The organism is Lysobacter sp. CCNWLW3 (genome assembly GCF_036697405.1).
In the GTDB taxonomy this organism is placed as follows: domain Bacteria; phylum Pseudomonadota; class Gammaproteobacteria; order Xanthomonadales; family Xanthomonadaceae; genus Lysobacter.
Genome location: NZ_JBAHWA010000021.1, coordinates 1 through 13,520 on the forward strand (window position 1 = coordinate 1; position 13,520 = coordinate 13,520).

General features: G+C 69.9%; 11 protein-coding genes. 5 read left to right on the top strand and 6 right to left on the bottom strand.

The window, feature by feature from the left end; translation table 11 throughout:
- Positions 1-366 precede the first annotated feature (366 nt).
- On the bottom strand, positions 367-3,546 hold the full coding sequence (locus V1318_RS19660; RefSeq protein ID WP_332941464.1) for an efflux RND transporter permease subunit: 3,180 nt from the start codon (positions 3,544-3,546) through the stop codon (positions 367-369).
- 7 nt (positions 3,547-3,553) lie between these two features.
- On the bottom strand, positions 3,554-4,639 hold the full coding sequence (locus V1318_RS19665) for an efflux RND transporter periplasmic adaptor subunit (RefSeq protein WP_332941465.1): 1,086 nt from the start codon (positions 4,637-4,639) through the stop codon (positions 3,554-3,556).
- Between the two features lie 129 nt (positions 4,640-4,768).
- Between V1318_RS19665 and V1318_RS19670 the strand changes: the two genes are divergently transcribed.
- The 4 genes from V1318_RS19670 (at position 4,769) to V1318_RS19685 (ending at position 8,348) form a co-directional block, all read left to right on the top strand.
- Positions 4,769-5,437 (top strand): TetR/AcrR family transcriptional regulator, encoded by a 669-nt coding sequence (locus V1318_RS19670; RefSeq protein ID WP_332941466.1) that lies wholly within the window; start codon positions 4,769-4,771, stop codon positions 5,435-5,437.
- A 164-nt stretch (positions 5,438-5,601) separates the two neighbouring features.
- A complete protein-coding gene (locus V1318_RS19675) occupies positions 5,602-6,267 on the top strand; it encodes a protein-L-isoaspartate O-methyltransferase (RefSeq protein ID WP_332941467.1) in 666 nt (221 codons plus the stop codon).
- A 21-nt stretch (positions 6,268-6,288) separates the two neighbouring features.
- On the top strand, positions 6,289-7,692 hold the full coding sequence (locus V1318_RS19680; protein WP_332941468.1) for a TolC family outer membrane protein: 1,404 nt from the start codon (positions 6,289-6,291) through the stop codon (positions 7,690-7,692).
- A gap of 386 nt (positions 7,693-8,078) precedes the next feature.
- Positions 8,079-8,348, top strand: a complete 270-nt coding sequence (locus V1318_RS19685; RefSeq protein ID WP_332941469.1) for a hypothetical protein — start codon at positions 8,079-8,081, stop codon at positions 8,346-8,348.
- Between the two features lie 22 nt (positions 8,349-8,370).
- Here V1318_RS19685 and waaA read toward each other — a convergent pair whose 3' ends face one another.
- Entirely contained in the window at positions 8,371-9,666 is a 1,296-nt protein-coding gene (gene waaA / locus V1318_RS19690; protein ID WP_332941470.1) for a lipid IV(A) 3-deoxy-D-manno-octulosonic acid transferase, read from the bottom strand.
- 144 nt (positions 9,667-9,810) lie between these two features.
- Here waaA and lpxL point away from each other — a divergent pair, with 144 nt between their 5' ends.
- Entirely contained in the window at positions 9,811-10,752 is a 942-nt protein-coding gene (gene lpxL, locus V1318_RS19695) for an LpxL/LpxP family Kdo(2)-lipid IV(A) lauroyl/palmitoleoyl acyltransferase (protein WP_332941471.1), read from the top strand.
- A gap of 24 nt (positions 10,753-10,776) precedes the next feature.
- On the opposite strand, the gene V1318_RS19700 is transcribed toward lpxL, so the two are convergent.
- The 3 genes from V1318_RS19700 to V1318_RS19710 form a co-directional block, all read right to left on the bottom strand.
- Positions 10,777-12,048: an O-antigen ligase family protein gene (locus V1318_RS19700; RefSeq protein ID WP_332941503.1), complete on the bottom strand. Its 1,272-nt coding sequence runs from the start codon at positions 12,046-12,048 to the stop codon at positions 10,777-10,779.
- A 73-nt stretch (positions 12,049-12,121) separates the two neighbouring features.
- Positions 12,122-13,243, bottom strand: coding sequence for a glycosyltransferase (locus V1318_RS19705; RefSeq protein ID WP_332941472.1), 1,122 nt, complete (start codon positions 13,241-13,243; stop codon positions 12,122-12,124).
- Positions 13,244-13,271: 28 nt separating this feature from the next.
- A complete protein-coding gene (locus V1318_RS19710) occupies positions 13,272-13,472 on the bottom strand; it encodes a zinc-finger domain-containing protein (protein WP_332941473.1) in 201 nt (66 codons plus the stop codon).
- Positions 13,473-13,520: the final 48 nt, after the last annotated feature.

A 13,520-nucleotide genomic window follows, 5' to 3' on the forward strand; every position in this document is an offset into this window, starting at 1 on the left:
GCCAGCCCGTTCGGAACCAGCGACGTGGCTGGAATTCGCGGTCGCGGCTCGCGCCGCTCCTACAGGGAGCCTGGGCGAGAGAAAGTGACCCGCACGCGCAGCGGGCGGAAGCCGTTGACCTTAGCTATCCAGCATTCGCCACGACACCAGCAACACGCTAAAGGCACTGGATCCCCGCCTTCGCGGGAATGACGAGCAAGAGCAATGGGCTAAAAGCATTTGCGCCTTCGGCGCTGCGCTCCCTCACCCCCGCCCTCTCCCGCAAGCGGGAGAGGGAACATCAGCCAGGCGGGAGAGGGCCTCAAGTGGGAATCCAGCAGGAGACTTTGGTAAGGAGAATAAGTACGGAGAATAGCGAGGGCGACGCTACGCCCCCGCCTCCGGCGCCTTCACCTTGAACCATGCCGCATACAAGGCCGGCAGGAACAACAGCGTCAGCAAGGTCGCCACCATCAAACCGCCCATGATCGCCACCGCCATCGGCCCGAAAAAGGCGCTGCGCGACAGCGGAATCATCGCCAGGATCGCCGCCAGCGCGGTCAGCACGATCGGGCGGAAACGCCGCACCGTCGCCTCGACGATCGCGCGCCAGGGCTCGTGCCCGTCGGCGCGGTCCTGCTCGATCTGGTCGACCAGGATCACCGAGTTGCGCATGATCATGCCCGACAGCGCGATCGTGCCCAGCATCGCGACGAAGCCGAACGGCACCCGGAACACCAGCAGGAACAGGGTCACGCCGATCAGGCCCAGCGGCGCGGTCAGCATCACCATGAAGCTGCGCGAGAAGCTGCGCAGCTGCAGCATCAGCAGGGTGAACACCGCGAACACGAACAGCGGCACACCGGCGATGATCGAGTTCTGGCCGCGCGCGGAGTCCTCGACGCTGCCGCCGACGTTGATCGAGTAGCCGTAGGGCAGCTGCGAGCGCAGCTGGTCCAGGGTCGGCGAGATCTGGCCCATCACCGTCGCCGGCTGGGTGCCGTCGTAGATGTCGGCGCGCACGGTCATGGTCGGCTGACGGTCGCGATGCCAGATGATGCCTTCCTCGAAACCGTAGTCGAGGGTGGCGATCTGGGTCAGCGGCACCGCGCGCCCGTTGGAGGTCGGCACCATCAGGCTGCCGAGCATGCTCAGCTGCAGGCGTTCCTCGTTGGGGCCGCGCAGCAGCATCTCGATCAGTTCGTTGCCCTCGCGGTAGGTGCTGATGTGCGAGCCCGACAGCGAACTGGACAGGAACTGCGACAGCTGTGCCGAGGTGACGCCCAGCGCGCGGGCGCGTTCCTGGTCGACCTGCAGGCGCACGACCTTGTTCGGCTCGTCCCAGTCCAGGTTGACGTTGATCACGTGCGGGTTGGCGCGGATCTTCTCGCGCACCTGGTAGGCGATCGCGCGCACGCGGTCGATGTGCTCGCCGGACACGCGGAACTGCACCGGATAGCCGACCGGCGGACCGTTCTCCAGGCGGGTCACGCGCAGCTGCAGGTCCGGGAAGCGCGGCACCACGTCCTTGATCACCCACTCGCGGATCGCTTCGCGCGCCTTCACGTCCTCGGGCATCAGCACGAACTGGGCGAAGTTGGCGGCCGGCAGCTGCTGGTCCAGCGGCAGGTAGAAGCGCGGCGAACCGGTGCCGACGTAGGATACGTAGTTGACCAGGTCCTTGCGCTGCTTGAGCAGGGCTTCCAGACGCTGCGCCTGTTCGGCGGTCTGGCGCAGCGAACTGCCTTCGGCCAGTTCCATGTCGACCATCAGTTCCGGACGCACCGAGTCCGGGAAGAACTGCTGCGGCACGAAGCGGAACATGAACACCGCCAGGAAGAACGCGGCCACGGTGATGCCGATCACCAGCCAGCGCCGGCGCACGCACCAGGTCACCCAGCTGCGGAAGCGGGTGTAGAACTTGCTGGCGTAGGGGTCGTGGTCCTTGCCGTCATGCGGCGGCGGGGCGATGAAATCGGCCAGTGCGCTGCCGCCGGAGCGCGCGCTCAGGCGTTCGGCCCAACGCGCGCGCTGCGCATGCCAGCGCGCGGCCAGCGAACCGGGCTTGAGCGCGGCCGCATGACCGTGGTCGGGCAGCAGCTTGTCGCCGAGGAAGGGGATGAACGCGACCGCGGCGATCCACGACACCAGCAGCGCGATCGTGACCACCTGGAACAGCGAGCGCGTGTACTCGCCCGTGCTGGAGGCGGCGGTGGCGATCGGCAGGAAGCCGGCGGCGGTGATCAGGGTGCCGGTGAGCATGGGGAAGGCGGTGCTGTCCCAGGCGAAAGCGGCCGCGCGGATGCGGTCGAAGCCCTGCTCCATCTTGATGGCCATCATCTCCACCGCGATGATCGCGTCGTCGACCAGCAGGCCCAGCGCCAGCACCAGCGCGCCCAGCGAGATCTTGTGCAGGCCGACGCCGAAGAACTGCATGGCGGCGAACGTCATCGCCAGCACCAGCGGAATCGACAGCGCCACCACCAGGCCGGTGCGCCAGCCCAGCGAGAAGAAGCTGACCAGCAGCACGATCAGCACCGCCTCGGCCAGCACGCGCACGAACTCGCCCACCGACTCCTCGACCGCGGCCGGCTGGTCGGCGACCTTGCGCAGTTCCATGCCCGCGGGCAGGGTCTTCTGCAGGCGCGCGAACTCGGCCTCCAGGGTCTTGCCCAGCTTGAGGATGTCGCCGCCTTCCTTCATCGACACGCCGATGCCGATCGCGTCCTCGCCCATGAAGCGCATGCGCGGCGCGGGCGGATCGGAGAAGCCGCGGCGCACGTCGGCGACGTCGCCGAGGCGGAAGGTGCGGTCGCCGACCCGGATCGGGAATGCGCGGATCTCCTCGACGCTCTTGAACTGGCCGCCCACGCGCAACGCCACGCGGGTGCTGCCGGTTTCGAAGAAACCGGCCGGGGCCAGCGCGTTTTGCTGGTTCAGCGCCTCGCCCACCGCGCTGGCCGGCACGCCCAGGGTCGCCAGCTTCACGTTCGACAGCTCGACCCAGATCTTCTCGTCCTGGACGCCGAACAATTCGATCTTGCCGACGTCGGTCTGGTCCTGCAGCGCCAGCTGCACGCGCTCGGCATAGTCCTTGAGCACGGCGTAGTCGAAGCCCTTGCCGGTCAGGGCATAGATATTGCCGAAGGTGTCGCCGAACTCGTCGTTGAAGAACGGGCCGACCACGTCGCTGGGCAGGGTCGGGCGGATGTCGCCGACCTTTTTGCGCACCTGGTACCACAGCGGCTGGATGTCCTGCGAGCGCATCGAATCGCGCGCGCCGAAGATCACCTGCGATTCGCCGGCGCGAGAGTACGAGCGGATGAACTCGTACTGGCCGGTCTCCATCAGCTTCTTTTCGATGCGCTCGGTGACCTGGCGCGAGACTTCGTCGGCGGTCGCTCCCGGCCACAGGGTCCGGATCACCATGACCTTGAAGGTGAACGCCGGGTCCTCGCTGCGGCCCAGGCGCATATAGGCGAAGGTGCCCGCGATCGCGGCCACCAGCATCGCGTAGACGATCAGGCTGCGATGACGCAGCGCCCATTCGGAGAGATTGAAGCGCATGGCGGCCTCAGCGCTTGGCGGTCGCGGCGGAGGGCGCGGCGTCGGCGACGGGTCGGTTGTCCCGATCCACCGGCAGCACCTTCTGGCCCGCGCGCAGCAGGTGGCCGCCCGCGGCGACCACCCAGTCGTTCGCGTTCAAGCCGCTGCTCACCGGCACCCGGTCCTCGCCGTAGGGGCCGACCTGGACCGGCACCAGCTTCAGGGTCGAGGTCTTGGCGTCGACCACGAACACCGCCGGCGCGCCGGCGTTGCGTTGCAGGGCCGACAGCGGCACGCTCAGGCCCGCGCCGCCCTCGCCGTTCTGGACGATATAGACGCGCGCGCTCTGGCCGAGCTCCAGCGTGCCCGCCGGCGCCTCGACCGCGACCCGCGCGGCATAGGTGCGCGAGGCCGGATCGGCGGCCGGTGCGATCTCGCGCACCCGGCCCGGCCAACGCTGGCCCGGCTGCGACCACAGTTCGACCATCACCTCGCGGCCGGTCTTGAATTGGGCGATCGCGCCTTCCGGAATCGCGAACGCGATTTCGCGCACGCCGTCGGCGGCCAGGCCGAACACCTGCTGGCCGGCCGCCACCACCTGTCCGGCTTCGGCGCTGCGGGTGGCGATCACACCGGCGTGCGGCGCGCGCAACTGGGTGTACTGGGCCTGATTGCGGGCCACATCGAGGTTGGCGCGGGCGGCGTTGACCTGGCCCTGCGCGGCCTTGGCCGCGGCGTTCTGGGCATCCAAGTTGGAACGGCTGACCAGTTGATCGTCGGCGAGGCGGGCGAAGCGCTGCTGGTCGGCGCGGGCGCGGCCGAGCTCGGCCTCCGCCGCTGCCAGCTGGGCCTGGGCCGCGCGCGACTGTGCCTGCAGATCGCCCGGGTCCAGCACGGCGAGCAGGTCGCCGGCATTCACATGGGCGCCGACATCGACCCGGCGCTCGACCAGGTTGCCGCCGACCCGGAACGACAGCGGGCTCTCCTGGCGTGCGCGGACTTCGCCGGCGAAGGCGGTCACCGCGGTGGCGCCGGCGCCGGGATGGGTCACCAGCACCGGGTGCGGCGCCTCGGGCGCGGCGGCGTCGCGGCCGCAAGCGCTCAAGGCCAGCATCAGGACGGCGCCGGAAAGCGCCGGTCCAAGGGAAAAAGTGCGGCTGCGCATTGCGGCTGACCTCAGGGATAATTAATGTACCTGGCGGTACTGTATAAATATCGAACCCGTTAGTCTAGTATTCCGTGCATGACAGCCTCACGCAAACCCCTGCCCCCGCCCGAGCCCGCCAAGGCGGCGGGTCCGGGCCGCCCCAAGGACCTGAGCAAGCGCGCCGCCATCCTCGACGCGGCCTCGAAAATGTTCACCCAGGCCGGCTTCGAGGCGACCAGCATGGATCAGATCGCGGCCGAGGCCGGGGTCTCCAAGCTCACCGTCTATAGCCATTTCGGCGACAAGGAAGCCCTGTTCGCCGAGGCCATCAAGACCTATTGCGAGCGCCACCTGCCGCCGCTGCTGTTCGAGCCCTCGCCCGCCACGCCGCTGCGCGAGCGCCTGATGACCATCGCCCAGGCCTTCTGGGCCATGGTCAGCGCGCCCGAGGCGGTCCAGGGCCATCGCATCCTGTGCTCGCCGCAGCTGGCCGCCTCGCCGCTGCCCAGCATGTTCTGGCAGGCCGGCCCGCAGCGCGTGCACCATGAGTTCGCGGCCCTGCTGCGCCGGCGCATCGCCGCCGGCGAGCTGGACATCGGCGACGTCGAGCGCGCGGCCGGGCAGTTCTTCGCCCTGCTCAAGGGCGAACCGCACGCGCAACTGGTGTTCGGCTGCGCCTTCGACGCGTCCCTGATCGACGCCCATTTGCAGGCCAGCGTGGACCTGTTCCTGCGCGCCTACGCCCGCTCCGCGTCCCATGGATAGAACCCGAGCCCCGGACGGAACGCGAATGACGACAGTCTTGGTGACTTCCGGCACTCAGCCCTCCACGCCCGCAACCGCCATCCTGTGCCCACCGGCTGACGCGCCAGACCGGTAGAATTGCCGGCTCTAGCCTGCATTTCGACCGACGTTCCCCGCGCGAGACCATGAACCCAATGACTACGATCGATTACGCCAAAGCACGTGAACTGATGGTCGAACAGCAAGTTCGGCCCTGGGACGTGCTCGACCCGCGCGTACTCGACGTGCTGGCGGCGCTGCCGCGCGAGGCCTTCGTGGCCGCCGAGCACCGCAACCTGGCCTATGCCGACCTGGCCCTGCCGCTGGGCCACGGCGAATTCAGCATGAAGCCGGTGCTGGAAGGCCGTACCCTGCACTCGCTGGAGCTGGACCCCACCGACGACGTGCTCGAAATCGGCACCGGCAGCGGCTACCTGACCGCCTGCCTGGGCCGCCTGGCGCGCGAAGTGACCAGCCTGGAGATCCACGCCGATCTCGCCGACACCGCCCGCGCGCGCCTGTCCGAGCAGTCGGTGGAGAACGCCCAGGTGGTGCTGGCCGACGCCTACGCCTGGCGCAGCGAACGCCGTTACAACGCGATCTGCGTCACCGGCGCGGTCGCCGAGATCCCGCCGCATTTCTTCGACTGGCTGCAGCCGGACGGACGCCTGTTCGTGGTCCGCGGCCGCTCCCCGGCGATGGAAGCGGTGCTGGTGCGCAACGAAGTCAACGCTCGCCGCATCCAATCGTTGTTCGAAACCGACCTCCCCTATCTCGTCGGCGCTGCGCCCGCGCCCGTCTTCGAGTTCTGAACCGAACGTCAAGGAAGCCGCATGATCCGCCGCCCACTCGTTCTCGCCCTCGTTGTCGCCCTGCTGCCGGCCGTCGCTTCGGCGGAAGACCTGTTGCAGACCTACGAGCTGGCCCGCAACGGCGACCCGCAGTTGTCCGCCGCCGAATCCAGCCGCCTGGCCACCAAGGAAGGCGCTGTGCAGGCGCGCGCGGCCCTGCTGCCGTCGCTGACCGGCTCGGCGACGCTGAGCAAGTCGCGCAACACCGCGCCCAGCTTCACCGACAACAGCGATCCGACCAATCCGGTCGAAGTCGCGGGCAATCTGACCACCGAGACGACCACCCGCAGCTACGGCGTCGATCTGCGGCAGATGGTCTACGACCGCAGCCGCTTCACCACCCTCAAGAGCCGCAACGCGCTCAGCCAGGCCAGCGACTTCCAGCTCGAGTCGGCCGGCGACACGCTGATCACGCGCACCTCCGCGGCCTACTTCAACGTGCTGGTGCAGCTGGAAACCCTGGCCGCCGCCGAAGCCGCCGAAACCGCGCTGAAGAAGCAGTTCGACTACGCCTCCAAGCGCCTGGAAGTCGGCCTGGCGCCGATCACCGACGTGCACGAAGCCCGCGCCCAGTACGACAACGCCCGCGCCAACACCATCCTGGTGCGCAACGCGGTCGAGGACGCCTACCAGGCGCTGAGCGAAATCACCGGCCAGCCGATCCGTAACCTCAAGGGCTTGCCGGACGACTTCAAGCCGGCGCTGCCGGAGTCGCAGGGCGCCGAAGGCTGGGTGCAGACCGCGATCGAGAACAACCCGGCCCTGCGCGCCAAGGAACTGCAGGTGCAGTCGGCCGAAGCCGACGTCGAGACCGCGCGCTCCGGCCACTGGCCGACCCTGTACCTGACCGGCGGCTACGACAAGAGCAAGAGCTGGACCGATCGCACCTTCGGCGGCAACACCTTCGAAAGCGACAGCGAAGGCCGCGGCCCCAACCTGGGCATCACCCTGTCGGTGCCGATCTTCGCCGGCGGCGCGACCCAGTCCGGCGTGCGCCAGGCCCTGGCCACGCGCGACGTCGCCAGCGACGAACTCGAGCAGCAGAAGCGCGCCCTGGTGCGCAACGCCCGCAACGCCTACCAGACCCTGGTCGCCGGCGTCAGCGAAGTCGAGGCCCGCCGCCTGGCGCTGGTCTCGGCGCGCAGCGCTTACGAGGCCTCGCAGGTGGGCCTGGAAGTCGGTACCCGCACCGTGCTGGACGTGTTGATCAACCAGCAGAACCTGTTCACCGCGCAGCAGGCCTACGCGCAGGCCAAGTACAACTACCTGCAGAACCGCCTGCTGCTGGAACAGGCCGCCGGCACCCTGGACGTGTCGGACGTGCAGGACATCAACCGCCTGCTGACCGCCGAACCGGCGGCCAAGTTCGATCCCAGCGGCGGCTGATCCCGACGGCATCGCGACGCGACACGAAAACCGCCGGCCTGTCCGGCGGTTTTCGTTTGTGCGCGCGGTATCAGTGCGATAACGGCGCCACTAACGTGCCCGTAGATTTCGCTGTGCGCAGAGAAACGCACCGATACGCCACCCTTTTTGCATGCGTAAATTTCGCTCGTTTGAATTCGCCGATGAGATCGGCGAACACGCGCGCTCGCGGCCGTGGTCGCCGCGCGACGCGGTGTCCGTCGTTCCGCGACTGCAATCACGGAAGCGCCTGCAATTCCTGGGCACTTGGGCTGGCAGAGCGGACGCACAGGGGACTAGGTTCGGTTAGGGCGCAACGCCCTTTCGGAAAATTCCGAATCATTCCCCCGACAATACGGAGTTCGATCATGCGCATTTCGCTTCGCACCGCCGCCCTGACCGCCGCCTGCACGCTCGCCGCGGGCGCCGCCATCGCCGCCGACAGCTACGTCGTCAGCGCCGCCTACGATGGCTTCAGCCCGGAAGAAGCCGTCGCCCACACCACCCAGGTATTGGTCGCCCACTGCGAAGGCCGCGGCGACCGCGCCGGCCCGGTGACGCTCAACAAGCCGATCGGCTCCGATGCTTACGGCATGGTGTTCTTCGCCGACATGTCGATCACCTGCTTCAAGAACTGAGCGCCGTCCCGCCGCCGCCGGCTCAGACCTGCGGCGGCAGCGCCGGCTGCAGCAGGGCGATGGTCTTGGCCAGCGCGCCGCGGCCGAGTTCGACCAGGGCGCGACCGGCGGCGATCATCTGCGCGCGCTGCGCGGGATCGGCGAGCAGGCGTTCGAGCTCGGCCTGGACCGCGTCGGCGTCGGCGCCGATGCGCAACGCACCGGCGGCCTGCAGGCGCTCGGCGATCTCGACGAAGTTGTGCAGGTGCGGGCCGGTGACGATGGGCGTGCCGGTCGCCGCCGGCTCCAGCAGGTTGTGGCCGCCGATCGCCTGCAGGCTGCCGCCGACGAAGGCGACGTCCGCGCCGGCGTAGAAACACATCAGCTCGCCCAGGGTGTCGATCACGAACACGTCGTCGCCCAGTTGCGGCCAGCGCAGGCGCGAGCGCGTCGACACCGTCCAGCCGACCGCGCGCGCGGACTCGGCCACCACCCGGAAGCGCTCGGGATGGCGCGGCGCCCACAGCAGCAGCAGGTCCGGGAAACGCGCGCGCAGGCGGCGGTGGATCGAGATCACCGCGGCCTCTTCGTCCTCGTGCGTGCTGGCCGCGATCCAGACCGGGCGGGCGCCGCTGTGGCGGCGACATTCGGCGGCGAATTCGTCCAGGGCCTCCGGCACGCTGACGTCGAACTTGAGGTTGCCGGTCTCCACGATCTGTTCCGGACGCGCGCCCAGGCGCACGAAGCGCTCGCCGTCGGCGCGCGACTGCGCCGCGATCGCGCGCACCGTGCGCAGCGCGCGCGCGACCAGCGGCGCCAGCACGCGGTAGCCGCGCAGCGAACGCTCGGACAGGCGCGCGTTGACGATGTAAGTCGGAATGCCGCGGTCGCGGCAGCCGAACAGCAGGCTGGGCCAGAGTTCGGTTTCCATGATCAGCCCCGCGCAGGGCCGGTGGTGCTGCAGGAAACGCGACACCGCGCCGGGCAGATCGTAGGGCAGATAGACATGTTCGACACCGTCGCCCCAGGCCGCGCGCGCGCGATCCGAACCGGTCGGGGTGATCGTGGTCACCAGCAGGCGCAGATCGGGCCGGCCGCGGCGCAGGGCGTTGACCAGCGGGATCGCGGCGTTGACCTCGCCCACCGAGACCGCGTGCAGCCACAGGGTGCGGGTATGGGCCGGACCGCGATAGATCGCGTAGCGCTCCAGCCAGCGCTGGAAATAGGCCGGCTGACGGAAGCCGCGCCAGATCAGGTGGTAGACCGTGACCGGCGCCAACAGGTACAGCGCGACCGAGTACAGGCCGCGCAACAGGCGCTCGATATAGTCCCTCTGCATGCGCCAAGGATAAGCGTTCCGCGCCTGCGCCACGGCCATCATCTGCGCGAAAACGGCGCCTGCGGCCACGATTCGCCCGCTTTTGCGCAAGGACGATGCCGGTCCGTGGCCGCGTTTCCTCGTGAGGCCACTAAACTATGGCGCATGAGCGCAACCCCGCTGCCCCCTCCCCCGCGCGGCCCCAAGCATTGGCCGATGTGGCTGGCCCTGGCCGGCATGTGCCTGGGCGCGCGCCTGCCCTGGCCCCTGCAACGCGCGCTGGGCCGGCTGTTCGGCGCGTTCGCGCTGCGCGCGGCCGGCGAGCGCCGGCGCGCGGCGCAGATCAACCTGGCGCTGTGCTACCCGGAAAAGAGCGAGGCCGAGCGCGAGGCCATGCTGCGCGAGAGCTTCCGCGACCTGGGCATCGGCCTGTTCGAGTTCGCGCGCGCCTGGTGGGGCTCGGCCACGCCGATGCGGCGCACGGTTCGGATCGAGGGCCTGGAACTGCTGGACGAAGTGCGCGCGCAGGGGCGCGGCGTGCTGCTGATCTCGGGGCACTTCATGACCCTGGAGATGTGCGGCCGGCTGATGTGCGACCACCTGCCGCTGGCCGGCATGTACCGCCGCCACCGCAGCCCGGTGTTCGAATGGGCGGTCAAACGCGGCCGCCTGCGCTACGCCGCGGCCATGTACACCAACGAAGAGATCCGCCCGGCCATGCGCCACCTCAAGCAGGGCGGCTTCCTGTGGTACGCGCCGGACCAGGACATGCGCGGCAAGGACACGGTGTTCGCGCCGTTCTTCGGCGTGCCGGCGGCGACGATCACCGCCACCCACCAGTTCGCCCGCCTCAGCGGCTGCGCGGTGGTGCCTTTCTTCCACCGGCGCGAGGGCGGCGACTACATCCTGCGCCTGGGCGCGCCGCTGGCGGATTTCCCGTCCGCCGACGCCACCGCCGACAGCGCGCGCGTCAACGCCCAGATCGAGGCCATGGTGCGCGAAGCGCCCAGCCAGTACCTGTGGATCCACCGCCGCTTCAAGCGCCGGCCGCCGGGCCTGGTCTCGCCGTACAAGCCCAGGCTGGACGACAACGACGATCGCGACTGAGTTCGGGTCGGCGACGCGCGGGGCTCAGGCCCCGGCGCCGGCCTGGTCGCGTTCCTGGAACGGTTGCGCCAGCAGACTGCCGGCGTACAGAGCCACCAGCATCAGCGCGACGCCGCCCCAGAAGGTCGAATAGAAGGCCAGGTGGGTGTTGAGCGGAAACAGCGTGACCGCGACCGCGAGCATGGCCGGGCGCGCGCGATCGCGCGCGGCGTCGTCGGCGAATCGCCAGGCGCGCCAGGCCAGTGCCACGCCCGCCAGCCACATCAGCAGGCCGAACAAGCCGGTCTCGCTGAGCACTTCCAGCACCACTTGGTGCGCATGCAGCGCCGGACCATAGCCCCAGGCCGCCTGCTTGCCGGGATCGGGATCGCAGGCCGGGAAGGCCTCGCGGAAGCCGCGCGCGCCGACGCCGTTGATCGGATTCTCGCGCGCCATGCAGGCCGCCGCGCCCCAGATGCGCGCGCGCCCGGACAGCGCGCTGTCCACGCCCTCGGCATCGGCGCTGCGGACCAGGGTGGTGCGCACGATGCGCTCGCGCACCTGCGGCGACACCACCGCGATGGTCGCCACCGCGATCGCGCCGAAGGCGAATACGCCCAGCAGGCGCTTCCAGCCCAGCAGGCGCCAGCCCGACAGCACCAGCACCAGGGCGTAGGTGATCCAGGACGCGCGCGAGCCGGCCAGCACCACCGCCAGGCCGACGCCGGCCGCCGCGATCAACCAGCCGGCCATGCCGTAACGGCGGCCGCCGGCGTAGAGCGCGAACGGCGACAGGCTGGCCAGGACCTGCCCCAGCTTGAGATTGCAGGGCCCGAGCACGCCGCTGAGACGGTCGACGCCGGCGACCTCCGTCGGCGTGCACATGCCGTGGCCGCTGATGCGGTGCTTGATCGCATCCAAGGCCGAGAACAGCGGACTGGCGCCGGTCAGCGCCTGCAACAGCGCATCCACCGTCCAGATCGCCACGATCACCGCCAAGCCGCCGAAGATGGTGCGGCGCCCATGCGGGTTGGCGACCGCCGAGGCCGCCAACCACAGGAACGGCAGGTAACGGATGTCCTCCAGCGATTTGCGCAAGGCATGCGGCGCGTCGACCGCGTCGAAGGCCGAGACCAGTTCCGGCAGCCAATAAGCGAAGAACAGCACACTGGTCAGCGCCCAGGCCGGATTGCTCAGCAGCTGACCGCCGCTGCGGAAACGCGAGGCCGCCAGGTGCACGATCGCGGCGAGCGCGCCCAACACCAGCACCGCCTCGGCATACCCCGGCGCCGGCCACAGCGCGACGTAGGCGAGGATCCAGGCCGGCGCCCAACGCCAGCCATGGGCGGCGCCCGCCGGCGTCGGCGGGTTGGGATCGACCCAACGCGGATCAGCGCGGTCGGCGGGGGAATTCGGCGTAGACGCCAAGCGTGGCCTCCTGCATCGCACGCAAGGAATAGGCAATCGTATCCGTTGCCGCCGGCGGATGCGTTAGCAATTCGCGAGCCGCCGCGTGCAGCGCGGCCGGGTCGAACGGCGCCACCGCGCCGCTGCGTTGCAGTCGCGCCAACAGTTCGCCGACGCCGCCGTGGGCCCAGCCGAGCACGGCGCGGCCCACCGACAGGGCCTCGACCACGGTGCGGCCGAAGGCCTCGGGCTTGCGCGACAGCTGCAGCACCAGATCGGACGCCGCGTAGGCGCGCGCGATCGCATCGGTGGGCGCGGTGAAGGCGACGGCTTCGGCGATGCCCAAGGCGACGGCCTCGCGTTCGAGTTCGGCTATATAGGCCTCGCGTCCGGCTTCGCGCGCGCCCGGCAGCCACAAGCGCGCGTCGTCGCCGTCGCGGCGCAATGCGGCCAGCAGGTTCAAGGCGTCGGCATGGCCCTTGAGGCGGGTACCGCGACCGGGCAGCAGCAGCAGCGGTCCGTGGCCGGCGAGCGCGGGATGCAGCGACGCCGCCCAGGCGCGCGCCTCGCGGTCGGGCGCGGGCGCGCGCGGGAACGCGGCCGGGTCGATGCCGCGCGGAATCGTGCGCAGCTTGCCGGGATCGGTGTCCGGGTAATGGCGCAGCACATAGTCGCGCACGGTGTCGGACACGCAGATCACGCGTTCGCCGGCGGTCATCACCGCGCTGTAGCGCGAGGGCGAATTGAGCCCATGCACGGTGGTGACGAAATGCGGCCGCACCGCCGCCGGCATGCCGCGCAGGGCCAGGCGCGCGAGCCAGGCCGGCAGGCGCGAACGCGCATGCACGATGTCGGCGCCGGTGTCGGCGAACAAGCGCCGCAGCGCGCGCGCATGACGCAGGCTCCACAGGGATTTACGGCCGATGTCGAGGCCGACGTGCTCGGCGCCGCCGGCCAGCAGACGCGGCACCAACCGGCCGCCGGCCGAGACCACGACCGCGCGATGCCCGGCGCGCACCAGCGCGTCGGCGATCTCCAGGGTGGAACGTTCTACGCCGCCGGACTCCAGCGCCGGCAGCAATTGCACTACGGTCAGCGGGCGCACGCGGAACCTGCGGCGTGGCCGCGCGGGCTCAGTCGTCGACCAGGGTGAAATGCGCGCCGCAATACGGGCACTGGCATTCGCGCTCGGCCTCGACCGGCAGGTACACGCGCGGATGCGAATTCCACAACGCCATCGACGGCAGCGGGCAGCTCAAGGGCAGGTCCGCGCGCGTGACGGTGTAGCGCTGTTCGGCGTTGGCCTGGGTGGGATGGGCGTTGGCTGCGGTCATGACGGAACGACGGGTGGCGACGCGGAGGCGCAGTTTAGCAGGTGCGGG